The sequence below is a fragment of the Lysinibacillus sp. NPDC093210 genome, assembly GCF_044753985.1.
In the GTDB taxonomy this organism is placed as follows: domain Bacteria; phylum Bacillota; class Bacilli; order Bacillales_A; family Planococcaceae; genus Lysinibacillus.
In genome coordinates this window covers 319,926-344,399 of the sequence record NZ_JBIVOE010000004.1, presented here as the reverse complement: position 1 = coordinate 344,399, position 24,474 = coordinate 319,926, and the positions used below count along the sequence as shown (strand labels likewise).

Annotated in this window: 21 protein-coding genes; 9 read left to right on the top strand and 12 right to left on the bottom strand. The window is 35.8% G+C overall.

The genetic code is table 11. The annotated features are described in order from the left end of the window. Nucleotides 1-3: 3 nt before the first annotated feature. Nucleotides 4-1,473, bottom strand: coding sequence for a methyl-accepting chemotaxis protein (locus ACIP9C_RS13015; RefSeq protein WP_401011194.1), 1,470 nt, complete (start codon nt 1,471-1,473; stop codon nt 4-6). A gap of 726 nt (nt 1,474-2,199) precedes the next feature. Between ACIP9C_RS13015 and ACIP9C_RS13010 the strand changes: the two genes are divergently transcribed. Continuing rightward, nucleotides 2,200-3,465: an MFS transporter gene (locus tag ACIP9C_RS13010; protein WP_401011192.1), complete on the top strand. Its 1,266-nt coding sequence runs from the start codon at nt 2,200-2,202 to the stop codon at nt 3,463-3,465. A gap of 253 nt (nt 3,466-3,718) precedes the next feature. On the opposite strand, the gene ACIP9C_RS13005 is transcribed toward ACIP9C_RS13010, so the two are convergent. The 3 genes from ACIP9C_RS13005 to ACIP9C_RS12995 all read right to left on the bottom strand — a co-directional run bounded on the left by ACIP9C_RS13005 (nt 3,719) and on the right by ACIP9C_RS12995 (nt 6,010). After that, a complete protein-coding gene (locus ACIP9C_RS13005) occupies nt 3,719-4,033 on the bottom strand; it encodes a hypothetical protein (protein ID WP_401011190.1) in 315 nt (104 codons plus the stop codon). Nucleotides 4,034-4,166: 133 nt separating this feature from the next. Beyond that, on the bottom strand, nt 4,167-4,727 hold the full coding sequence (locus tag ACIP9C_RS13000; protein ID WP_401011188.1) for an SLOG family protein: 561 nt from the start codon (nt 4,725-4,727) through the stop codon (nt 4,167-4,169). Between the two features lie 371 nt (nt 4,728-5,098). Then, the gene (locus ACIP9C_RS12995; protein WP_401011186.1) at nt 5,099-6,010 is read right to left on the bottom strand and encodes a TetR/AcrR family transcriptional regulator; all 912 of its coding nucleotides are present in this window, start codon (nt 6,008-6,010) and stop codon (nt 5,099-5,101) included. A gap of 157 nt (nt 6,011-6,167) precedes the next feature. Here ACIP9C_RS12995 and ACIP9C_RS12990 point away from each other — a divergent pair, with 157 nt between their 5' ends. Then, the gene (locus ACIP9C_RS12990; RefSeq protein WP_401011184.1) at nt 6,168-7,682 is read left to right on the top strand and encodes an MDR family MFS transporter; all 1,515 of its coding nucleotides are present in this window, start codon (nt 6,168-6,170) and stop codon (nt 7,680-7,682) included. A gap of 586 nt (nt 7,683-8,268) precedes the next feature. On the opposite strand, the gene ACIP9C_RS12985 is transcribed toward ACIP9C_RS12990, so the two are convergent. Beyond that, nucleotides 8,269-10,455 carry an MMPL family transporter gene (locus tag ACIP9C_RS12985; protein WP_401011183.1) on the bottom strand — a complete coding sequence of 729 codons (2,187 nt, stop codon included), beginning with the start codon at nt 10,453-10,455 and terminating at the stop codon, nt 8,269-8,271. A gap of 123 nt (nt 10,456-10,578) precedes the next feature. Between ACIP9C_RS12985 and ACIP9C_RS12980 the strand changes: the two genes are divergently transcribed. The 3 genes from ACIP9C_RS12980 (at nt 10,579) to ACIP9C_RS12970 (ending at nt 13,264) form a co-directional block, all read left to right on the top strand. Then, entirely contained in the window at nt 10,579-11,196 is a 618-nt protein-coding gene (locus ACIP9C_RS12980; protein WP_401011181.1) for a TetR/AcrR family transcriptional regulator, read from the top strand. Between the two features lie 410 nt (nt 11,197-11,606). Next, nucleotides 11,607-12,035: a helical membrane plugin domain-containing protein gene (locus ACIP9C_RS12975; RefSeq protein WP_401011179.1), complete on the top strand. Its 429-nt coding sequence runs from the start codon at nt 11,607-11,609 to the stop codon at nt 12,033-12,035. A 44-nt stretch (nt 12,036-12,079) separates the two neighbouring features. Next, nucleotides 12,080-13,264, top strand: coding sequence for an NAD(P)/FAD-dependent oxidoreductase (locus ACIP9C_RS12970; RefSeq protein WP_401011178.1), 1,185 nt, complete (start codon nt 12,080-12,082; stop codon nt 13,262-13,264). A 153-nt stretch (nt 13,265-13,417) separates the two neighbouring features. Here ACIP9C_RS12970 and ACIP9C_RS12965 read toward each other — a convergent pair whose 3' ends face one another. Continuing rightward, nucleotides 13,418-14,038, bottom strand: coding sequence for a hypothetical protein (locus ACIP9C_RS12965; RefSeq protein ID WP_401011176.1), 621 nt, complete (start codon nt 14,036-14,038; stop codon nt 13,418-13,420). A gap of 91 nt (nt 14,039-14,129) precedes the next feature. Between ACIP9C_RS12965 and ACIP9C_RS12960 the strand changes: the two genes are divergently transcribed. Next, a complete protein-coding gene (locus ACIP9C_RS12960; protein ID WP_401011174.1) occupies nt 14,130-15,101 on the top strand; it encodes a quinone oxidoreductase family protein in 972 nt (323 codons plus the stop codon). A 131-nt stretch (nt 15,102-15,232) separates the two neighbouring features. Here ACIP9C_RS12960 and ACIP9C_RS12955 read toward each other — a convergent pair whose 3' ends face one another. Both ACIP9C_RS12955 and pdxR read right to left on the bottom strand, forming a co-directional pair. Continuing rightward, complete coding sequence (locus ACIP9C_RS12955) at nt 15,233-16,027, bottom strand: EcsC family protein (RefSeq protein WP_401011173.1); 795 nt, start codon at nt 16,025-16,027, stop codon at nt 15,233-15,235. A gap of 74 nt (nt 16,028-16,101) precedes the next feature. Next, complete coding sequence (gene pdxR, locus ACIP9C_RS12950) at nt 16,102-17,463, bottom strand: MocR-like pyridoxine biosynthesis transcription factor PdxR (protein ID WP_401011267.1); 1,362 nt, start codon at nt 17,461-17,463, stop codon at nt 16,102-16,104. A 96-nt stretch (nt 17,464-17,559) separates the two neighbouring features. On the opposite strand from pdxR, the gene ACIP9C_RS12945 reads away from it, so the two are divergent. Both ACIP9C_RS12945 and ldmS read left to right on the top strand, forming a co-directional pair. Then, the gene (locus ACIP9C_RS12945) at nt 17,560-18,141 is read left to right on the top strand and encodes a GNAT family N-acetyltransferase (protein ID WP_401011171.1); all 582 of its coding nucleotides are present in this window, start codon (nt 17,560-17,562) and stop codon (nt 18,139-18,141) included. A gap of 155 nt (nt 18,142-18,296) precedes the next feature. After that, the gene (ldmS, locus tag ACIP9C_RS12940) at nt 18,297-19,451 is read left to right on the top strand and encodes an L-aspartate--L-methionine ligase LdmS (RefSeq protein WP_401011169.1); all 1,155 of its coding nucleotides are present in this window, start codon (nt 18,297-18,299) and stop codon (nt 19,449-19,451) included. Between the two features lie 304 nt (nt 19,452-19,755). Here the strand turns inward: ldmS and ACIP9C_RS12935 are convergent, their stop codons facing one another. The 4 genes from ACIP9C_RS12935 to ACIP9C_RS12920 form a co-directional block, all read right to left on the bottom strand. Continuing rightward, the gene (locus ACIP9C_RS12935; RefSeq protein WP_401011167.1) at nt 19,756-20,463 is read right to left on the bottom strand and encodes an ABC transporter permease; all 708 of its coding nucleotides are present in this window, start codon (nt 20,461-20,463) and stop codon (nt 19,756-19,758) included. Then, entirely contained in the window at nt 20,460-21,308 is an 849-nt protein-coding gene (locus ACIP9C_RS12930; RefSeq protein WP_401011165.1) for an ABC transporter ATP-binding protein, read from the bottom strand. The genes ACIP9C_RS12935 and ACIP9C_RS12930 overlap by 4 nt, the downstream gene beginning before the upstream one ends. 144 nt (nt 21,309-21,452) lie before the next feature. Next, nucleotides 21,453-22,409, bottom strand: a complete 957-nt coding sequence (locus ACIP9C_RS12925; protein ID WP_401011163.1) for a LytTR family transcriptional regulator DNA-binding domain-containing protein — start codon at nt 22,407-22,409, stop codon at nt 21,453-21,455. A 27-nt stretch (nt 22,410-22,436) separates the two neighbouring features. After that, nucleotides 22,437-23,009, bottom strand: a complete 573-nt coding sequence (locus ACIP9C_RS12920; protein WP_401011161.1) for a dienelactone hydrolase family protein — start codon at nt 23,007-23,009, stop codon at nt 22,437-22,439. A gap of 465 nt (nt 23,010-23,474) precedes the next feature. Here ACIP9C_RS12920 and ACIP9C_RS12915 point away from each other — a divergent pair, with 465 nt between their 5' ends. Then, on the top strand, nt 23,475-24,308 hold the full coding sequence (locus tag ACIP9C_RS12915) for an alpha/beta fold hydrolase (RefSeq protein WP_401011159.1): 834 nt from the start codon (nt 23,475-23,477) through the stop codon (nt 24,306-24,308). The last annotated feature ends 166 nt before the right edge of the window (nt 24,309-24,474 follow it).

Genomic DNA, 24,474 nt, shown 5'->3' with positions numbered 1-24,474 from the left:
ACCTTAATAAGTATTTTGTATATTTTCGGTGCTCTTAGCTGTATCATTAATGTATTTTGCGATGCTATGGTTATCAGCTGTGATGTTTTCAATCGATGCATTCATTTGTTGTAATGTTGCAGTTGCTTCCTCGATAATTGCAGCAAAGTCGTTTGTCGACGTATCAACATTTTGGCTGTTAACAGCTACCTCGTTTGATAAATGCTCAAATTCATTAAATTTAGTTTTTAATGAATGTAAAATTTCACTTAATTGTATAAAGTTTGTGTTTACTAGCTTTGTAGACTCAACACTTTGATGTAATGTCTCACTACTTTTGTTCATGTTTATTTGTGCTAATTTATTCGTTGTATTGACATCAGTTAAATTATCTGTGATTTTGACAGTAATATTATTCGTTAAATCTGCTAAATTTCTTATTTCTTGGGCTACAACAGAGAATCCTTTTCCAGCATCCCCAGCACGAGCCGCCTCGATAGAAGCATTCAAGGCTAATAAATTTGTTTGTTCAGTTATTTGTTGAATATCGTTGGCAAACTGATTTGTTTCTTCTATTTTCCCAGTTAAAGTTTTGAAGTTATCACTTAAGTTTGAAATAACATCTTGAAGACTATTCATTTCAGTTGTAAGATGATTGATTTTATTTTGGCCTTCATCTGCTAGGTTGCTAGATTGAACAGAGTCATCAATTAAACGGGCTGTTATTTCATTCATTGAATGGATTGCCGTTAAGTTATTTTGTGCACTGTCCGCTATTTTAGAAATTTGTTCACTTTGTATCATACTACCTGTTGAAACTTCATTCATAGCTATTTGAATTTCTTCTTGCGATCTTAAATTCAACTGAACTTTATCGTTAATTTTACTAATACTTTCAGCAATGACGCCAATTTCGCGTTCCAAATGAATTTTATGCTCTTCTTTTGTTTTAGCATCTGCTTCTGCAATTTCACTGTACTCTTGTAGTTTTTTAAACTGGTTTTGATTCATTCGAATTAATATTGTTAACAGGAAACCAGTGAAGAGATAAATGATAACAAATGAGCTTATATTTCCAGAATAATACTCAAAGGAGGGAGAAGGGAAAAGATAAACTAAAATAAGCGTTACTAACCCTAAACTATACCCAATACCAAAGATTTTGTTATTAAATTGAACAGCAGAAAATACTGCAAAGAAAAATATAGAAAGAGCAGTGGATAGGTCCCCACCATAAATCATTACTAAACATATGTTAAAGATGTTCATAATGATAACTATTAAATATGGGAAAGCAATTTCTTTCTTATAACGATTACTAACTATGTATATCAAAGGGTAAAAAATGATTTGCACGCTATAAAAAAGGATAATCCAAAAATCAGGTTTTAAAGATATTGAGCCTACTAAACCTAAAATTGTGGAAGCTAAATAAGTGAAAAGCATTAGTTTATTTTTATTTTTCAAGTCCATTAACTTTAATTGCTCAATCATGTTGCACTAAAGACCTCCTATAAATTTATTATTTTGAAATAGTTATTAATCACTAATAAAGGAAATGATTTCCCGTTAAACTAATGATTAAGATTGATTATATTAATTTTAGTAGGAAGTAGTAAAGACTTATTTTTGAATTTCGCTGATGTTAGTTAGAACTACCTATTAAAAAATAGTGAAAATAACGCGGAAAATAAAACCTAAAAAATTCAAAAAAAGGTGTTGTCAAGTGTTTTTTGATTAATTAATAAATATTCTGTGAAATTAATTAATTTAATATTAAACAGTTTAATGTTAAAATAAATTGCAGGTCACAAAAGTTTCACAATTATTGGAGGTGTTTATGTGGGGAGAAAGCAAGATAAAGTCTAATGTAGTGCGGTTTTAAAGGTTAAATGATCAACTGCGAATTTGCTTGCAGAAATGTCGAAAGTAAGCTACCGCAGATCTAAATAAAAAGAGTGTAGGAGCATTTTGAGATAGTCAGTGCGCAAGGATTCCACTTCATTTAATCAATTTAAAGGAAGCCGTAAATTCTTTTTATAAAGTAGATCTTACTTAAATGTTGTGCATATAGCTTAGTCTAATGGTACAAGTTAAGTAATGTAAATATACAACAAATTATCTATCGTATCATTGCATAAACGCCAAATTACATCCGAAAGGCGAAATTTGTAGTTTTATGTAAAATAAAGTCTTTTAAATAAAAGGAGAAATAGGGAAATGAGTGCTAATAAAAAAAAGTTTCACTTTGCATGGCTAGTTTTACTAGGTTTATGTATTACAGTTGGTTTAGCTAAGTCTGGACTAAACAGTTCAGCAGGACTATTCTTACCATCAGTATCAGAAGACATTGGTGTAGGTCTAGGGAATTTAACGTTATATCTAAGTATTTCATCAATCGTGACGATGATCTTCTTACCAATTGGCGGGAAGTTAATGGCCAAGTATGATACTCGTATTTTACTTGTTGTTGCGATTATTTTACAAGCAGGTTCTTTTGCTCTATTCGGTATGATGAGCTCTGTGTGGGGCTGGTATATCCTTGCGATTCCTCTAGCTGTTGGTGGGGTATTAATCACAGTTTTAGCAGGTCCAGTATTAATCAATCAATGGTTTAAACAACGCAGTGGCTTAGCTTTAGGTATTATTACTGCGTCAGGTGGTTTAATTGGAGCTTTCTCATCTCCGATAATTGGTAACTTAATTGCTAATCAAGGGTGGAGAAGTGCTTATATTATGGTAGGTGTTGCAGCTATCGTAATTATTGTTCCGACAATTATTTTCTTTTTAAGAAAATCGCCTCAAGAAAAAGGTTTATTACCTTATGGTGCTGATGACAATAACAATAGTGAGAAAAAAGTAGAAAAAGATACTAGCAATTCTGGTATTTCATTCGCAGATGCTAAAAAATCATTAGCATTTTCATTATTACTTTTGTTCTTCTTTATTATTACGTCTGTTGCAAGTTTTTCAATTCACATACCAACATACCTTGTGAATCAAGGATTTAGTGTGAAATTTGCCGGTAATGTTATGTCTGCTTTAATGGTCGGCGTACTTTTAGGTTCTATTCTCTTTGGTTATTTAATTGATAAAATTGGTGCTAAAAGCACGACAATTATCGCTATGTTAATCGGATTAGTTTCTATGTTATTATTAATATTCTTTGTACAAAGTACAATTGCAATTGTGGTAGCTGTTGGCCTATTTGGTTTCGTATCAGCTTGTATCGGAACATTAGCTCCTGCAATTACTTCTGCATTATTTGGTAATAAAGATTACAGTCAAATCTATTCTACAGTTTCTATCGGCTTGGCAGTAGCAGGTATTATCGCACTACCAGCATATGGCTATATTTTTGACTTTACAGGAAGCTACACACCCGTGTTATACATCATTGTCATCATGTTAATTATTAATATTATTGCTGTATTGGTTGCTTTCGGCAATAAAGAAAAAATGGTGAAAGCAGGCTTGTGGAAATAAGTCCTAGCATCATTAAATGAATAAATGCTTCTAAAACTACACCTCACTTGTTGGACAAGGGCAGGTGTAGTTTTTGCTTTTGGAAAACTAGTTTTAAGAAAAATTGACTCATAGGTCACTTTTTATGCATAGCATAGAACTACGACTTCCTATATAGTAAAAATCCACTACGTTTTTGCGGACACAGTGTAGCCGCAGGAGTCTACGTAGAGAGAATTCAAAATTGTTTGAGTGCCTGGCACTTAAAAGGCACTTAAATGATTTTTACGTAAAAATCTTTACCATTTATAATATCCGTTAATTCAATATCGTAATGAGCTTTATAGTAGTCATAAATATTACGTGCTAAACCGGAGTGTCCATTTAAATAAGTTCCCTTTTTAATCTCTTTACGTGGATTATGGAAATCAAAATATAAGCGTGAATCGTGGCACATTGCATTTAAAATGGCATTGAACTCTTGTTCCTCAATATGAATCCCTCGCGTATATTGGCACTCGCGACGATACGTATCGTGCGAAATATTCACAGGAGAAGGCTCTAGAATCATTTCGATTTTTCTATTCAAATGTCAACAGCTCCTTTCAAAATAATTACAAGTATTATTCCTTCTATTATAAAATTGTCAGAAAATTATATCAATATTTATCTATATTAAAGATTTTTGTATATCTTACTTGTAGGGGGAGATATTCGATTATCTACCAATCCTGCTGTTGCTGTTGTATTTCCTCTGCGATTACCTGTAGATCGTAGGAGTTGATTGTAAGAATAGTATAGTCGTGATTTTCCATATATTTTTCGGCTAAACGCTTCATATACTTCGGGGAGCCCTCATTTTCTTCATCATAAACTAGTAGCAAGCCGTCTGTGTTTTGAATAATAAATTTATCTTTTTCAGTAAACTGCCAAGGAGCCTCATACGGCTTTTTTGTCACGCTTGTTACAAAGTCTGCGTGAGCAACTAGTGACTGATATTTTTCTTGTTTTATTTCTTGCCAGTTCTTTTCTTGTTCTAAAAATGGTGTGATGATTGCATATTTTAAATTAGGAAATTCCTCTTTTAACGTTAAGACAACCTCTGCACCCCATGTTTCAACACCTTGCTGACCACTAATAATGACCCATTCCAAACCTTCATCCAATAAGGCTCTTAAGCGGCTTTCTAAAGCTTTTTTAATAATGGGGATACCGGGATGCTTGTCATTAAAAATACCAAGTTCGTGTGGTTTATAGCCTGTAATAATAATTCGCTGTAACACTAAAACGCCCCCTGAGCTTTTTTATGTATCAACAGTATACAGCAGGGGGCGACTGAAAACGAATGGAATGAGGCAATGCAACGCAATAGATTATTACGTATGATATCAGGGTACAAACACAACAAAATGCGAAAAATTAATTTCATTTGCATAATGGAACAGTTAATGTCAGTTCGGGTGTGCGAACGGCTCCGTCTTTGTTTTGCAATTCTAAAACGAATAAAAGAGTTTAAGGTATTTGTAGAATCGGTCATGTATATTGCATTTGACCGTTTCTCTTTTAGCGGCTTATTTATCTATGTTTGTAGAAACCTCTGAAAATGCCCAATGTAAAACCCCGATTAGTCATACTAATCGGGGTTTTTATATAGCTATTTTATTTTTTTACATTGTTCTGATGGCTGACCCATTTTCACATAGCGCCACAGATTATTGGCAATATCGCGCGCTTCAGCAGCATGTTCGGTTCCGACAAAAGCTTTTCTGAAAGGAGTAAGAAGAGATTCAATAATAAAAAGTTTTGGCTTCTGCTTTTGAAGTTCTTCTAGAAGGAATGTTGAAAACTCAAAACCTTCCAACGTTTCTTCCTCTGTTAGCCCCTTTGTAAAGCCCAGCAATTGCTCAATTACAACATCTTTACTTATTTGTTGATAATTTATTACGTTTTGTATAGCATTAAACATTTCAGCTGTAATAAGGACTTCTTTCGATTCAAGCATGGCGGGTATAATTATGCTTATATTGCGTAATGCTACCCGTACAATTGCTTCGCGGTTTATATATTTATAGTCAGCTATTAAAACTGCACGTAAGGAAAGATTAACCATCCCAAGCGTTTGTACAGCACATTCATAGCTCATCGGTCTAATTTCTTCACCAAAAACCTGTACAAGTCGATTTGCAAGCCATTCCAATTCTTGTAAGTGATAATTCAAAAGGATTTTCTTTAGTTCACTGTCACGTGAATGAAAAATTGATTCGAAAATTTGTACTAGGTTATGCTCACGGTTAACATGCATTAACACAGCAACTTGCTGTGTTAATATTTCTAAATCGGTAGGGTCTTTTCCATAAAGAAGCTCATGTCGACGATTGCTAGCTTCTTCACGCCCCTCATCTAAAATGGCAATTAAGCAGTCATTTTTAGAAATGAAATGATTATAAAAAGTCCCCTTTGAAACTTTGGCTGCACTAATAATATCGTTAATGGATGTATCTAAAAATCCTTTTTCTATAAAAAGCTCCCGAGCTGCAGTGATAATTTGTCGTTTTTTTTTGTTCATGACCTCACCTTTTTAAATTATTATACTCGTATTCTACAATGTAAACGCTTATATATCAACGTTTTAAAATTTTTTAATCTTAATTCTTGAAAAAAGTAGACTGCGAGTATAAAATAAGTTTTATCGCAAAACAACAAGAAAGAATAGAGGGATATAAATGAATAATGACTTAACAATGAAAAAGCCCCCTTATGGCATGATTGCTATTTTGTTCGTGGGTGCTTTTGTTGCTTTTCTTAACAACACATTGTTAAATGTTGCGTTGCCAACAATCATGAAAGATTTTGGTATTACGTATGCAAAGGTACAATGGCTTGCAACTGGTTATATGCTTGTAAGTGGTATTTTAGTACCTGCTTCAGCATTCTTTGTGACACGCTTTAAAAATAGACATTTATTTATTACTGCCATGTCTATTTTTACAATAGGTACAATTATGGCTGGCTTTGCTCCAAACTTTGGTATGTTACTTGCAGGACGTATGGTGCAAGCGGCAGGGGCTGCTAGTATGTCACCATTATTAATGAACGTAATGCTGACTAGCTTCCCGAAAGAAAAACGTGGAGCAGCAATGGGTATTTTCGGTTTAGTTATGATTGCTGCACCGGCGATTGGCCCTACATTATCGGGTTATATCGTGGAACATCATGATTGGCGTATGCTGTTCCAAATGATTATACCATTTGCGATTATTAGTCTGCTATTTGGTATTTGGAAATTAGATAACGTTATGGAAACACGTAAAGTGCACTTAGATGTTCCTTCCGTATTATTATCAACAATAGCATTTGGTGGTATTTTATACGGTTTCAGTACTGCAGGTGACAAAGGATGGTCTAGTCCTTGGGTTTACGGTACGATTTCAGTCGGGTTTATTTCCTTACTTATCTTCATCTTTAAACAATTACGTATGGATCAGCCTTTACTAGAGTTACGTATTTACAAATATCCGATGTTTGCATTAGGTTCTGCTATCTCAGTAATCGTTTCAATGGCGATGTTCTCTGGGATGATTTTAACACCTGCGTATGTGCAATCAATTCGCGGTATTGAACCATTTGAAGCTGGTTTAATGATGCTTCCTGGGGCACTTGTAATGGGGATTATGTCACCTATTACTGGTAAACTTTTCGATAAATTCGGACCACGTATTTTGGCAATCATTGGTTTAACAATTACAACAATCGCAACATTTGGATTAACAAAATTAGCACTCGATTCTAGCTATACATTCATCGTATCGATGTATACAATTCGTATGTTCGGTATGTCAATGGTTATGATGCCTATTATGACAAATGGTTTAAATCAATTACCACAAATGATGAATCCACATGGTACTGCGATCAATAATACATTACAACAAGTAGCAGGAGCTATTGGTAGTGCTGTATTAGTTACATTTATGAATAACCGTACAAAATCAACGGCTGCAGACTTAATTGCAGATGCTAAGGCACAAGCAGCGCAATCAGGTGCTGTACCTACAGCAGAGCAAATGCAACAAATGCAAGATCAAATTATGCAAACGGCTCTTCTAGATGGTATTACACATTCGTTCTTAATCGCGGCATTCGTTACAGTTCTCGCATTAATACTTGCGTTCTTCTTAAAACGTGTAAAAGTTGAAAGTGCAGCTGCTACGATGGATTTAAAAAAACCAACAAACTAATATCGTAAAAAAGAATCCCACCAATAAGCTATTCCAGAGCTTGCCGGTGGGATTTTTACTGTAGACTAATCTGAAATGTCTATAGTCTTTATTTATGAAAAATTAATATGGGTGACTGTTGCTATGCTTTTCTTCTACATGCGGTAATGCGGTCTACTGTCCGCGTAGCATGCTGGGCGACCTTCCTAAAGGGGATAAATCCACTGCGCTTTCTTGCGTGCGGGTACGTTGTAAGACACAACAGTCACTGGCCCCGTTTTTTTGCGTCTTACGTCGTCCTGTGCATTCCGCAGGAGTCTACGTGGATTTTTCCTTATGTCGTAATAAACAGGAACGAGTTAATAGTTTTAGTAACTTGCAAGGAAAAGTTAGTATGCTACGGATAACGTTAAGAGGGCTAAAAATTTTTCAAGTAGGCAATGCAAATTGCAATTAACAAAAAAACGACTACTTGAATATGGCAAGTAGCTTAATAGAGAGGCAATGCCTGAAAAGTACATTTAATATAGTAGGGAATGCTCTTTTCTAATTATAAAAATAACAAAAGGCATCAAGATTGATGCCTTTTGTAAAATCATTTAAAGAGTTAATTTCCTTTTTTAAATAGGGCTCCTGGCCAAAATGCATATTTGCCCAGCACTGTTGTAATAGCTGGTACAAGTAAAGGTCGCACGATAAACGTATCGAGCAATATACCAATAGCCGTCACAACCCCGAACTGTACAAGTACTTGAATTGGTAGTGTAGCAAGCACTGCGAACGTACCTGCTAAAATAAGCCCTGCAGATGTAATAACACTACCTGTATGCACAACGCCTTCTTCTACCGCTGTTAAATGATCCTTTGTTTTTCGTTTCTTCCAAATCTCTGAAATCATAAAGATATTATAATCCTCACCAAGTGCAACTAAAAATACAAAGGCATATAGCGGAATAGAGCCTGCGATCGCCTCTGCCCCCATGACATAATGCAAAATAAGCCAACCTGCACCAAGTGCACCGAAATAAGAAATAACGACTGTAGCGAGCAGATATACAGTTGCTGTTACTGATCGTAAATAGACAAATAATAATAAAGCTATTAAAGCAATCATTGTCGGCATGATGACAGATTCATCACGCTCAGTAACTTGTTTTGTATCATATTGACTTGCTGTTTCTCCACCAATCCATACGTGCGTATCAGCGTTTTTAATGCCAGTGTCTTCAAGTAACTGAACTACTTCAGCTTTCAACTCTGGTATATGTTCTAAAGACTCTTTTGCATAAGGATTTGCATTTAATGATAATTCATATAATTGAATAGAGTTATTTTTCGTACCAATTTGTACATCAGAAACACTATCAATATATGAAATGTTTGCAAGCTGTTGTTGTAAATTGATATCAGTACCTTGCGTGTCGATAACTAGCTGAACAGGTGCCAGCTCACCAGGTGAAAAATTTTCTTCTATTAAAGTGAAGCCTTCACGTGACGGCATATCTTCTGGGAATGAAGACAATAAGTCAAAAGTATATTGAATGCGTGGTACAAATGATGCTAATCCGCCAAGAAGCAGGAGAGTGATAGCAATAACAATCCATGGCTTATGTGTTACAAAGCGTCCAATTTTATGACTAACTTTATGTGAAGATTTATGTTGTTTTTTGCCATTTTTCTTTGCCATTTCCTCTGTGCGTGGAGTGAATGGGAAAAAGGCTACTCGCCCTATAACAACGAGAATCGCTGGCAATACAACAAGTGCAGCAATTCCCATTACTAACACGCCAAAGCTAAATGGAACTGCGAAGCGTTGGAAAGAGCCATAATGGGCAAGACTAAGGGTAGCTAAACCAATAACAACCGTTAGGGCACTCATCATAATAGCGCCACCCGATTCCTTAACAGCGAGTTTCATCGCTGCAGCTTTATCCTCAACTTCAAATAAAATTTCGCGGTATTTTGAAATTAAAAATAAGCAATAATCTGTCCCTGCACCAAATAGTAAAACTGTCATAATCGATACAGCTTGTGAATCTTTATCAATCCATCCTTGCTCTGCGAAGAAACCAAGTGTCGGGCTAATTACACCGTAAGCAAGCCCTACAACAATTAGTGGGATAATGGCAAGTAATGGAGAACGATAAATTAAAATTAGTAATACTAATACAAGAAGCACAGTCGCTATCATTAATTTCACATCAGCTTGTGAGAATAAGCTAACAGCATCTGTAGCAATACCAACTGGACCAGAATAACGAACATGGAGAGCGTCACTTGTTAGGTCTTCATCCAATTGCACATTATTTGAGTTCATTGTTTTCGTTAAGGAATCTAGACTCTCTTGTAACATATCTGTTGCAACACCTTTTTCAAAGAACACAGGTGTGACAATAGTGGAGCCATTGTCAGATGTAGATGCAGAAAAAGCCTGTGGAGGCATTGCATCATAAGGTGGTATGAGTGTTTGATGCTCTAAAGGATTTGTTTTAAGCTCTGCGTAAACCTTTTGGATAGCTGCAAAATCATCATTTGTTAGGCCGTTTTCTCTATGCCAAACGAGTAATAATGGTGTCCCTGCATCATTAGGAAATTCTTCAGCAATAATTGCTGCTGCTTGCTCAGACATCTCAGTATCAGGTAAATTTTTACCCGATTCACTTTCAATACTGTTGATTTGTGGCCAAGCAAACGAGAGGACAACAACAAGTAAAACCCAGCATCCGAGTGCTAAAAATCGCCCTTTTTTACTTGCAACCATTGAGCCCCATTGCTCAAGAGGGTGTTTTTTCATGAGAAAACCTCCGTTTCGTGTAATTATTATTAATTATATATACTAGAAGGTTAATTAATCAATAAAGAAGTTTTGATATGTTATAATATGTTTAAAAGAACACATTATAAGGAGGCGATCTTGTTGAAACAATCACCGCGTGTTCTAGGAAGACCTCGCCATGATGATAAGTCTAAACCTACAAAAGATATTGTCTTAGAAACAGCAACGATGCTATTTATTAAAGAGGGATACAAGAATGTATCCATGGATGATGTTGCGAAAGCCTGTAATGTTACGAAAGCAACCATCTATTACTATTACCCAACTAAAGGGGAGTTATATACATCGGCATTAGTTGAAATGATGCATAGAATTAGGCTGCATATTGAACGAATTTTAGAACAACCGATTCCATTCAAAGTGCGATTAGAACAACTAATTGAAGTACATTTATCGGCAACTGTTGATATTGATATGAAGAACTTTATGCGCGAAGCTTCAATTAATTTATCAAATACTCAATTAAAAGAAGTCCACACATCAGAAAATGAAATGTATAAAACGATTGAGCACTCGATGCAAAATGAAATGGAAAAAGGAACGATTCGCAACGGGAATGCTGAATTTTTTGCCCATACATTTATGGCATTGATGTCAGTGGGCTATTTTAAAGATGGTGAAGGAAAAAGATTATTTCAAACAGTGCCTTTAGCTGCGAAAGAGATAATTGATTTCTTTTGGTTATCTGTCGAAAAGTGAGAATATTTGTAGGTAATAACATTTTTTTATAGCGTATTGGTTTTAAAAGAGGATTTATTTTTTAGTTTATTTTACCAAAACAAACAAATAAAGAGCGCGGATAACTAAAAATGGTTTACAAATAAACTATTTTTAAAAGATTGTGCTGTAGTTGATTGAAATAATGCGTAAACAGTCTTATAATGGATGTTGTAATATCACCAAGATAAGAGATAAGGATGGAATTGTGATGCGCTTTGTGCAAAATGCAGTAAATATTGTAATAATAAATCATGAAACTCGCTTTCCAGCCCTTGTGACTGGTGTGTAAGATATCCGCTGTAAGGACTGTTAAGAAGATCGCTTAATGGTCTTTTTTACATGGATGCAATATAAAAAATAGTATTAGTGACGGCAAAGGAGAGTTCAAAATGTCAGAAACGAATAACCAAGCACAGTCTGAACAATTAACTGTGAGTCAAGAGCAACTAGATGTACTAGACCAACTATTAAAGCCTGAGGTGCAAGAATCTCTAACAACTTTAGTTGAGCAGTTACCAAAGCTAACTGAAATGATGACGTTATTAACTAAATCATATGAGTTTGCTCAAGCTGTTGCAACAGATGATGTACTAAAAAATGATACTGTTGGCGCTGTAACAGAAATGGCTGCACCAGTAGTAGGATCAGCTAAACAACTTGCTGCAACTGCTATTGAAGCAAAAGATCGTGCTTCTGAAAGCAATGAAGTAATTGGTTTATTTGGTCTTGTAAAAATGATCAAAGACCCACAAGTTCAAAATGTTTTCCGTTTTGTAAATGCATTTTTACAAGTAAACGCTGAACGTAAATCTAAATAAGGCCGAGATATATTCAATTCGTAAGGACGGAGGATTAATTAATCATGTCAAAAGAAATCGTCATCTTAGGTGCTGGTTACGCGGGTGTATTAACTGCATTAACAGCACGTAAGTATTTATCAGCTGATGAAGCTAAAATTACTGTAGTAAACCAATTCCCAACTCACCAAATCATCACTGAACTTCACCGTTTAGCTGGTGGTACTATTGCAGAAGGTGCAGTAGCTTTACCGCTTAAAAAAATCTTTAAAGGTTTAGATATTGATTTACAAATCGCTAAAGTAACTAAATTCAATGTTGATACTAAAAAGGTGGACCTAGATAATGGCTACACTTTATCTTATGATACATTAGTTGTTTCTTTAGGTAGCCAAACTGGATTCTTCGGTATCCCAGGATTAGAAGAAAATTCAATGGTACTTAAATCAGTTAACGATGCAAATAAAATTAACCGACACATTGAAGATCGTATTAAAGCGTATTCACAGTCAAAAGACGAAGCAGATGCAACGATCGTTATCGGTGGCGGCGGTTTAACAGGTGTTGAGCTTGTTGGTGAGATCGTGGACAACTTCCCGAAAATCGCAGCTAAACACGGCGTAAACTTTGCAGATCTTAAAATTAAACTAGTTGAAGCTGGTCCTAAAATTTTACCAGTACTTCCAGATGTACTTATTGAACGTGCAACTGAAAGTTTAGCAAAACGTGGTGTTGAATTCATCACAGGTACTCCAGTAACAGGTGTTGAAGGTAACGTTATTTCACTTAAAGACCGTGAGCCAATCGTTGCTAATACATTTATCTGGACTGGTGGTGTAGCTGCACTTCCAATGGTAGCTGAATCAGGTCTTGCTGCTGATCGTGGCAAAGCAACAATCAATGAATTCCTACAATCTACATCACATGAAGATGTATTTGTAATCGGAGATGCTTCTGTTGCATTACCAGGTGATGGTGGACGTCCACTTTACGCTCCAACTGCACAAGTTGCTTGGCAAATGGGCGAGTGCGCTGGTTACAACTTATTCGCACAATACAAAAACCAAGAGATGAAAACATTCTCTGCGGTTAACTCTGGTACTCTTGCAAGTTTAGGCCGTAAAGATGCAGTTGCTACTATCGGCGCTAGCAACACACAACTTAAAGGTCTTCCTGCAACACTTATGAAAGAAGCGTCTAACATTCGCTATCTGACACACATCAAAGCGCTATTCGGCTTAGCGTATTAATTTTCAATAAATAACTAAATTAACGCCCCGTAGATGTTAATGTGAAAACGAACATTTAACGGGGTGTTTTTATTGCTAAGTTTGCCCAAAAAGCTACTTTTAAACGAATGTCTCGTTTTAAAGTAGCTTTTTTTAAAATGGAAAAATGAAACATTAGTTTTGAAGATAAGTTTTGAGAGCTGTTAATATAGTCTGACAGGTGAAAATGGATTCTAACGTATTGTTCGCTATTTCGAGTGAATGGTTTGCATTGGCTGCTATAGTAAGCTGATGGGAAGTTAGCTGATTCAGCCTTTCATGGGTGAAATGTGGGTCATCAGTTCCGATAGCTATAAAGCTATGTCGATTTACTAAGTTTTGCATAATATGTTCAAAGGATAGTGGCGGTGTTAATAGAATATAGCGAGAAGGAATAATCGTTTCCTCTTGCATATAATAGTCGATGATTGGCAACGCTCCGAGTGACTTTCCAATGAAAACTGCTTCTTTGTAAGCATTTGAGCGTAAATAATATGTAACGATAGATTCAACACTGTTATAAACCATTTCAGAAATAGCTTCTGGTGGCTGATTGAACTGCTGTTGCTCAAATGTATAACAAACTTGAACCACATTATAGCCTAAGTCAAGCATTAGTGAAGTAGCATAATGTAGTAGCGGTTTATCATAGTTATAGCCTGTTCCCGAGAACATAAAGCAAATTTTATTACTATTCATATCAAAAAAGTTGTAAGCAATATCGTTGTAAATTTCTTTACTAGGTTTTATTGTCATTATAATCCCCCTTAAATTAGTAAAATGTAAATATATAACTTAATTATATAAAGTTAGTTATAATTTTAATATAACAGGAAGGAGGTAGATTATGAAGGCTATTACAATAAATGAATTTGGGCCGCCGTCTGTTCTAGCAGTGGTAGATTGTCCAAAACCGATGATTGCAAAAGGGGAAGTGCTTATACGTACGTCCTATACAAGTGTAAATTTTGCTGATGTTAAAAATCGAACAGGAAATAAGGCAAAAGCTAATTTTCCTATGATACTTGGTTTAGATGTAGCTGGTGTTATAGAAGAGATTTTTGATGATAGCAGTGATTTTAAAAAAGGGGACCACGTTATTGCTTTTCCAAAGAACGGTGCATATGCACAATATGTTGTAGCAAATGAACAGCTAGTCTTTCGCATTCCGAATGGTGTACCTCTTGAAAAGGTAGCTGCTATACCGACTGTTTTATTTTTATCCTATATGTTAACACATCAAATTACACAAATAGGTACAGAGGATAGCGTTTTAATTCATGCCGCGTCAGGTGGAGTAGGGACAATGCTTATACAAATGGCAAAAAAACGTGGGGTTAAGAAAATTATAGGTACTGTTAGCTCTATCGAAAAGGCAACCATTGCTTATGGGCTAGGCGCACATCATGTTGTGACATATGAAAATTTTAGTGCCAAAGTTAATGAATTTACGGGCGGACTTGGTGTCGATGTTGTTTTCGACTCGATTGCAGGAACGATTACAGAAGAAAGTGTAAAATGTTTAGCGTCATACGGTACTCTTGTGCAGTTTGGAAATAGTAGCGGTAAAGCAGGCAATATTAAAACATCTGATTTACATAGTAGTTGCCGCAATGTAAAAGGCTTTAGCTTAGGAACGACTTGGGCTCTAAAGCCGGAACTATTACAACAGGTAGCTCCAGATATTTTTACACTATTGCAGGATGAAAGTTTCCAAGTGCCGATTGCAGCAGTGTTTGATTTAGAGGATATAGAAAAGGCGCATGAGTTGATGGAGAGCCGCCAGCATCAAGGGAAGATATTAATTAAAATTGTGTGAGTGACTGGCACTTAGCACGCAGGCACATTGTAAGCCGCAACCGTCGCTGTCGCGCCGCCTGTTGCGGCTTACATTACGTGCGTTTCCTCAGGTGAATATAAATTGTTTGAGAATTGTGTGAGTGACTGGCACTACTTTAGTTTTTCGTATATTCTTCTTTTTCGGTAAAGCATGATTCCTGTTTCTGCTACATCTTGCATCATGCCTTTGTTTGCGTATGCTCCGAAAATCATACCTGCTATCGGAACCATTTGGAAAAGCTTTTTCCAGCCCATTTGATCACGATATGTGAAGAAAACTTCCTGCCAACCTTGAAGCTGTGAAATCATCTTTTCGGATACGTTATTATTGTCGTGCATGGATGAAATTTCTTCTAAAATAGCTTCTTTACCTACAATATCAGCAGAGGTAAATTGTAGGCACTTCACAATGAAAATACGTTCCATTTTATCATTAGGATCAAAACCATGAATAATTGCAATTTCTTGCAGCGTTTTTAAAGCCATTCCTAATATAAATGGGATATCAATCGCCAATGTGAAAATACCACCAAAACCAGTAGAAGCACCTTGAACTGTTGCCAATTTAACGCGTTCTTTTTGTAGCTTATCACTTAGAGCAATCATCTCCTCTAAAGGAATGTTACCGATATCAGAGATAGCAAAAATATTTTGATACGAAGAATTGTTACGGATTTTTTGAATCATCGTTTGTTCATTGATTAAATATTTACCACCTGATTGAACATAGCTCCCAAGCTCATCAACGAGTAAAGCTAGTTTTTGTTGAATAAAGGTAGGGGTCATCTTATCTAAAATTTTAAAAGGAATACGTCCTAATCTTTCCCAAAACCATAATCCTTTTTGGTCTTTTTCCCACGCTTCAATTTCTTGTAAATAAGTTTGTAATTGCTCCTGATTCTCCATTTATCTATTCCCCTTGTGAGTGCATTTAGTTACAATACGTAAACTAATTTAAAAAGTTTCAAGTTCATACATGTCTATTGCCATACAGAAGCAAGTAAGGTAATGCCCTCATCAATTTGCTGCATTGATAATCCTCCATAACCAATAATAATCATGCCATGTTCAGTTGGGTGTTGAAATGAAGTAGAACAAGGATAGACATTGACTCCTACCGCATGAGCAAGCTGGATAGCATCATGCTCTGACAATCTTTTTGGTAATTTCACAATAATATGTAGTCCTGCATTTTCGCCGATAATTTCAAATTCCTCAGAGAAATGACTACGAATAGCTGCTAGTAGTGTTTGTTGTTTTTTTCGATAAATGGTGCGCATCTTTGCTAAATGTTTATCGAACAATCCTTGTGCAAGAAAGTCTGCTAGCATAAGCTGGTGCATTTTTGAGACGACTGATTTTTGTTCCTGATGGAAGCAAGTAAAATCCTCCACTAGTGACTTAGGCAAAATCATATAGCTAACACGTAGAGAAGAAAGCAATGTTTTTGAAAATGTACCAAAATAAATAACTCGCTGTAACTGATCTAAGTTCGCAAGAGAGGGGATGGGGAGGCCCTTATAACGAAACTCTGAATCATAATCATCCTCTATAATAAAAGCCTCACTTAAGGCCGCCCATTGTAACAGTGCTGCACGACGTTCAATCGACATTACCATTCCAAGTGGAAATTGATGTGCTGGTGTTGTGTATAACATATGAATAGCTTTTTTAGGTACGGTAACACCTGAGTTATCAACAGGAATAGGGTGGGATGGTAAACCACATTGCTGTAACGTAGCCCTTACTCGTTTAAAGCCTGGTTCTTCTAAACCAACTTGAGTTTGTGGCCCGAAATAATGGCATAGAGCTTGCAGCTGACTTTGTGTACCGCTAGAGACAAATACTTGGGATGCGTCACACTTTACCCCTCGGGAGCGTCCTACATACTTGGCAATTTCCTGTCGTAAAGCAACCTCTCCCTGCCATGGACTTGTTGATAAAATGTTTATAGTAAAATGCTTTTTCATCAACTTATGAAAGGTTTGAAGTGGGAAAGTAGCTTTATCCACATGACCGATGTAAAAATCAATTTTCACCGTATGGTCTTTCGTAGGAAAGGAAATTGAATCTTCTGTTTGAACCTGATGCAGCCATTCAAACTCAAATGGCGCAATATAGTAGCCTGAGCGTTCTTTACTATAAATATAACCTTCTGCAAGCAATTGCTCATAGGCTACTTTAATTGTATGAACGCTGACATTTAATGTTGTTGCAAGCAGACGCTTTGAAGGTAATTGTTCATGTGCTAAAAGTTTCTGCAAAAGGATAGCTTGTTTAATGCTTTCATAAACCTGTACATATTTAGGAATATGTCCTGTGAACGAAATTGCAAGTTCCATCATTTATCAACTCCTTGGTATGGTCTGAATTTTAGAAATTGGTTATGTTCATCATATCAAAATTACCGTTTAATAATGAAAAAGGAGTGAAGGTCAATGAATTTCAGCGCTTTAGAAAATGAAGTCGTATTATTAAGACCACTAGTAAAAGAGGATGTACACGGGCTACTTGCAGCAGGTAGTTATCCAGAGATTTGGGCGTATCTGTCCACAACGATTGAAGATCAAAGGGATGTGCATAACTTTGTGGAAAAGGCATTGTCTAGCAAAATGCAAATGGAGGAGTTTCCATTTGTCATTGTGGATAAACGTTCGGGACAGATTATAGGCTCAACAAGATATATGGACATTGATAGCAAGCATAAACGTCTAGAAATAGGCAATACATGGATTACCCCTGCCTTTTGGCGAACTGCTGTGAATACAAATTGTAAATATTTATTACTTAGCTATTGTTTTGAAGTAATCGGTCAACAAAGGGTCCAAATTAAAACAGATCATGAAAATACACGCTCTCAAAAGGCAATCGAACGTATAGGAGCAACAAAAGAGGGAGTTCTACGCAATCATATGGTACGTAAAGACGGTTCGACTCGGCATACGGTGATGTATAGTATTACGATAGAAGAATGGCCCGAAGTAAAAGCTCGAATCGAACAGTTATTGGTATTGGACTAATTAAAGATCTTTCTCCATTCGCTTTACTTACTAAAAACAAGTAAAAAAATGGTTATTTTTTAGTCTTATAATCTAGTTTTTGTCAAATTATGTGTGATTACTGGCATTCAGGGGTAGATAACTTAAAATCTATTTTTGAAAAGTGGGGGAAAAGTATGTTAAAGCCGAAATTAACATTACGACAAATTTACGGAGAAAACGCTGTGTATACACCTCGTACACCATATAGCGATAATCCGTGGATGATGGATGACTGTCATAAATTAGATGCATTAACAGCAAGGGAAGTCGCCATTGCGGATATTCCTGTTTTAGTGCACCGTGCGACACAAACGGCAAAGGCTAAAAAATTACATGAATTAGCGGGTTTAACATGGGTAGAGCAGCCGTATACGTATGAAACACAAGAAGAATATTTAGCGCAATTAGATGCATGGTGTGAAGAAGGGAAAACGATTGTTTGTCAGTATTTACATGACGCCGAGCATATGAACCGAAATTGCTATTGGATGGATGCCGCCAAATTTAATGAGCTAAATACAAAAGCATATATTGATCATTTAATTGATAGTAAATACGTACCAAGCCGTTTGAATATCGAACTATATAGATTATCGGATGCAATGAAAAATTGGAAGCCACCTGTTGTCCTCAAGCCTGGAGATGATTCGCCCACTTCTGGTGGATATGGCGTCATCATATGCCAAAATCAAGATGAGTTAACAGAGGGTTTACGTCAATTTCGTATGAATGGAACGGAAAGTATTATTATTGAAGAGTTATTACAGGCAAAAGATAATTATAGTTGTCAATTCGTTTATTCTGAAGAGCTTGGTATACAGTATTTAGGTGCTTCTCAACAAATGACAGATGACAATGGAATTTATGAGGGGAATGTCATTGTAGAAAAAGTACCTGATAAAGTGATTGAAGTAGGTCGCCATATAATGGAGCGTGGTGTGGCAGAAGGCTTTGTTGGTGTAGCGGGGTTTGATTTAATCGTAACAGAGGCAGGAGATGTGCAGGCGATTGATTTAAACTTCCGCCAAAACGGCTCTACCTCTATGTTAATGTTTCATGAAGCATTAGGTAAACCTGTTAATAAATTTGCTTCCTATGCATCCAAAGGTGTTGAGGATAATGAAGCATTTTATCAAAAGATTGAACAATTTATAAAACAAGGTGTTTTATTCCCATTAGCTTATTATGATGGGGGTTATTTTGAAACCAAAGTAGCATCGCGATTTGTTGGTATTTGGTATGCGGATACATTAGAAGAAATCGAAGAACTTGAACAACAATTGCTTTAATGTTAGGAAAGAATGGTCGTTACTTTGCATTTAATTGTCGTTGATATTCGCTACGGGCGGGCGTTTTCCGTTGCAATCAACTAGTATAATTGTTTGAGTGCCTGGCACTTTTAAAAAATCTATTACGCATTCCGCAGGCACGCTGTAAGCCGCAAACCTTGCTGTAGCATGGTCAAGTTGCGTCTTACATTACGTGCATTTTGAGCAGGAGTCTATGGGGATTCTTCCTTGGCAAATTATAAACTGCATGACTTGCGTGGAAATTGTTTGAGTGCCTGTCACCCTGTACTACACTATATGCTTATTAATCTACCATTCTTTTTTTATAAACATATCCAGTAACAATCCAAGCTGCTGCTGACCAAGCAATAATCGTAACGATAGGAATAATGTAATCCATAGCGGAGTAGTTACCTTCCAAAGCCTCTGCTAGAAGTACTAGTTGCGCGCTTGGAAGCCACTTTGCAATTTCTAACACTGGATAGACAGAAGCTAAAGTTAAGGCAAACGGTCCAAACGAGAAAATAAACATAACAGGCAACACGATAATAGATGCTTCCATAATTGTTTTTGCAAATAATCCACATAATGTTCCTAAGGCGATGTAGAATACAATCGAAAGTAATAGGGCGATAGCTAATATGAAAAGATTTGCGGGCTCGTAACCAACAAGGAAAATCGATAAACCTATTACAACAATCGTCACAATAGAGACGAACAAGCTTTTACCTATTAAAATATCTCCAAGTGAAGCAGGAGAAAGCATTAAACTCCGTAGTGTATTTTTCTCCTTTTCTTCTGCAATTAAACAACATTGTACATAGGCAGTAACAACTGCAAATACTAAGTTTATTGGTAAAAAATAAGCGTCGATACTATTTGTTCCGATTTTATTATAAGCAAAAGCTAAAATAAGGGGTAAAAAAATCATAACAGATACTGCGTAATTTCTTGAAAATTCCTTGTAGTCCTTCATAAAAATAGCTTGAATACGTGTTATTGATATGTTCATATTAGATCACTCCCTGTTATTTGCATAAAAATATCGCCTAAAGTTGGCTCGTTTGTGTATATACGTGCAACTTCATTTTTTTGCATCCAATGAAATAGTTTTTGCGCATCCTGATCGCCATTTTGAATCGTTTCATATTGGCCGTTTTTCAATTCTACAGTAATCGTTTCATCTCCAAATTCTTTTTTTAATTGCTTCGGTGAACCGATTGCACGAATTTTTCCTTGATGTAAAAAGGCTACACGATCACAAAGTATTTCTGCCTCACTCATATCGTGTGTTGTTAGAAAGATTGTTGTTCCCAGTTCATTTAATTTCCGTAAGCCGTTATAAATATGCTGCGTGTTCACTGGATCAAGAGCAGATGTTGGCTCATCTAAAAATAACAATTCTGGTTTATGCATAATGGCACGAGCTAGTGTGACACGTTGAATCATGCCTTTAGATAGCTGACTTACTTTCTTTTTACGTTCTGCATAAAGATTAACAAAATCTAATGCCTCTTTTACTGCTGTATTAGGTAATTGATACAAATTACTGTATAGTAATAAATTCTCTTCAATTGAAAGCCGTGTATACAGCCCGCTATTATCCGTTAAGATACCAAAGCGCTGACGATTTTGGCTATATTTCATTTCACTGGAAGGACGATTAAATAATAATACATCTCCTGCAGTTTTTTCTGTTTGCGCGGTTAATATTTTAATAGTAGTAGTTTTACCCGAGCCGCTTGGGCCAAGGAAACCAAATATTTCTCCTTTTTTAATAGTGAAGGAAACATCCTGTAATGCAGCCTCCCTATTAAAGACCTTTTTTAAATGTTGAACATCAATTACTGTCTCCATGTGTAAACCTCCTGTGGTTGTTGATACCCTAACTTTAAAGCACGATGGAGATGTAAACATTAAATTACAGGTGAATGGCGGAAAAATGAGCTTCAATGGAGTAATATTTAGCTGACAGGAGTCGTTTATTTCCTGGGAAATCTACTATATTCCGAGTATTTCTTTTAAATCTGCTAGTTTGTTTTTCGACAAGGGTACAATTGTTTTTTTATTGCTATTTAAAGCAAGACTGTAGCTATTACGGGTCCAAGTAATAATCTCACGTACTTTTTGCAGGTTAACGATATAAGAGCGATGACTTCTAAAAAAGCCGAATGGTGTCAATTTTTGTTCTAAATCATTCAGGGACAATGTGCATGGATAGGCTTCATTAGCAACATAAACGCTCACAACACCTTCCACACTTTCAATGTAATCTATTTCTGGTGGATTAAATAAAATGATTTTGTCATTTTTCTTTGTTGGGATTTTATCAAGTCGTATAGGTGCATTTTCGTTAGGTGTGGGAACTGTTTCGATTTCATCCTCTTTTACATCGAGTGCATGCAAACCTAATGCATCTAATCTATATATTTCGTCACACGAAATAATTAAATCCTCTAAATTGTTTGAAAGTAAAACAACGGATTTTTCTTGTTTTTGAAGTGCCATCAAAAGCTTGAGAACATTTTGTTTTGAAAATTCATCTAAGTTTTGCAGGGGTTCTTCGATTATTTGAGTTGGTGCTAAATTTAGATATGTATGTAACAATTTTAAACGCTGTTTTTCTCCATGCTGAAGTTTAAGAATTTTATTATTTCTTTGATCAGACAAAGAAAACAGCTTTAAAATTTCCTCTTTATTGTGTAGAGGCGCTGTAAAAAGTTTCATAGAAAAATGGATATACTCGCCTACTGTTAGTCGTTCGTATAATGCACTTTCACGAATATGCGTATATGTCTTTTCTTGCTTTGTAAACCATTGCATTAAAGTATTGATTTTCGTTACATCTGTGTAGATGCCTATAATAGCTCCTAAATGCAATGGGAGTTGAAAGCTTGGATAAATGACATTTCCTGATTCCGTGTAAGGGTCGATTTCTAAAAGCTGTTGTTGATTCAAAGTGATAGCCTCCACCTCATAAAAGATTTATAAAAATTTTTTTATATACGCCTGCGCCAGCATAGCACTTTCTTGATGAAACGAAGCGTTATAACGATCCATAAATCCATGTTTCCCTGGAAATTGAATAGTTTGTACAAAGTGTTGATGCTTTAGTGCATGACTCAATTGTTCGACATTGAAACTAACCTCATGACTAGGTAGAAGAATCAGTGTCGGGCAATTTGGTTGCAAGTCAAGATATTGGCGAATACGTGAGCCGTAAACGCAAACAACACGATATAACGGCAATGTAGCAAGTCGCCAAGCAAGTGTTGCGCCTACACTATAACCGATTACAATAACTTCTTCATATTGTTGTATGGCAGCACTTAGTATTGTGGAAAGTATTTCTAAAGGAGCATCGAAGCCAATTTGATTAGTGAAATACAGGTAAGCTTCTTTTTCCTGATTATAAGTAAAGCTTAATTCATCTCTGTAAAGTTGAACACATTCTACCTCGGTTTGCTTATCCATAAAGGCACATGCCTGTTCTCGAATAAAATCATTTACTCCATAAATTTCATGTAAAATAAATATTTTTCTATTTTTTTTATTCAATTGAGACTCCTTTTTTGCTTTTTCAAATAGTGTATCAAAAAGTAATTATATCGTACATTTAATCCATTAAAAGTAAATTTATGGTTTGGTAATTTGTGTAGCAATAAAGTTTTATTTCAATAAGTAAATTTATCACATGACAAAAATATTGATAATTGGAAATTTAATTAATAGCAATTGTTGTAGTGCATTTAGGGAATAAAAACTGGAAAATAATAATAAATTTTAATTATTTCAAAATAATATTTTCGTAATGGAAGGTAGAGTGTGTTTATCAAATTTCGCTTTAAAAAAAGAGTAACGTAAGTGTTAGTATAAGAAAAAAATTTTTGACTTTTTTGAAATAACAATGTAAAAATAACTTTATCTTTATCCGGCGAATGTTTAGGTGAGGAGATGGGTGAAAGTTCACCTTCACAACGGGCTTCAAAAAGCCGCATGATTAATATGAGGAGGATGATGGAAATGGAATACCAAACAATTGAAGTGAATGGTAGTGCATTACATTTTGCAGATTATCCAGGTGAGAAAGGGACTATTATTGCCGTACATGGTTTAACCGGCAACCATATGCAAATGCATTATTATGCTGAGCTTTTGAAAGGCGACTATCGTTTTATTTCGGTTGACCTAAAAGGGCGTGGTAATAGTGCACCAGCACCTGCAAATACAGGTATTGAGTTACATACACAAGATATATTAGCCTTGCTTGATGCATTAAACATCGATAGCCCGATATTAATGGGTTACTCAATGGGGGCATTTATCATGGCGAATGTTGCTAGTAAACGAAACGATGTAAAAGGGGTTATTTTACTTGATGGAGCAGCAACTTGTACAGATCATCAACGCCAAATTGTTGAACCATCACTAGGTCGAATTAGTAAGCCATATGACTCAGCAGACGCTTACATCGAGGAAATAAAAGCAATTTATGGTCGCCTAGGCGTTGAATGGACAGATCATCTAGCAAGTGTAGGTCGTTATGAGATTGCAAAACAAGATGAGCATTGGGAAAATAAGTCTGACGAGGATAAAATTCGTTTAGATTTCCAAAGTTTTTATGACTACAAGCCTGCAGAGGTTTTTGAAAAAGTGGAATGTCCAATACTTTTAATTCATTCAACTGGTGGTATTGGAGCAATGCCCGCATTATTTTTAGCAGAATCTTATACAGAAACACTCAAATATGCCAAAAATATTTGGAAATTCACTTCAAACAGTAATCATTACACTTTGGTTTTTGAAGAAAGAAAAGATGTTAACCGAGTAATACTGCGTTTTTTAGAGAGTTTCTAAAAAAAGAGTTGCAGTTTTTAAAATTTTATGTGAATAATTAAATAACAAATATTAAATGCCTATCGAGCAGCTTTAGAAAAACGACCTTTTTCTACTTTCCCTGCTTGACTGTTGGCTACACTTTTCTAAATGTACGGTACATGCCGTCTTTTGGGGAAGTGTGGCC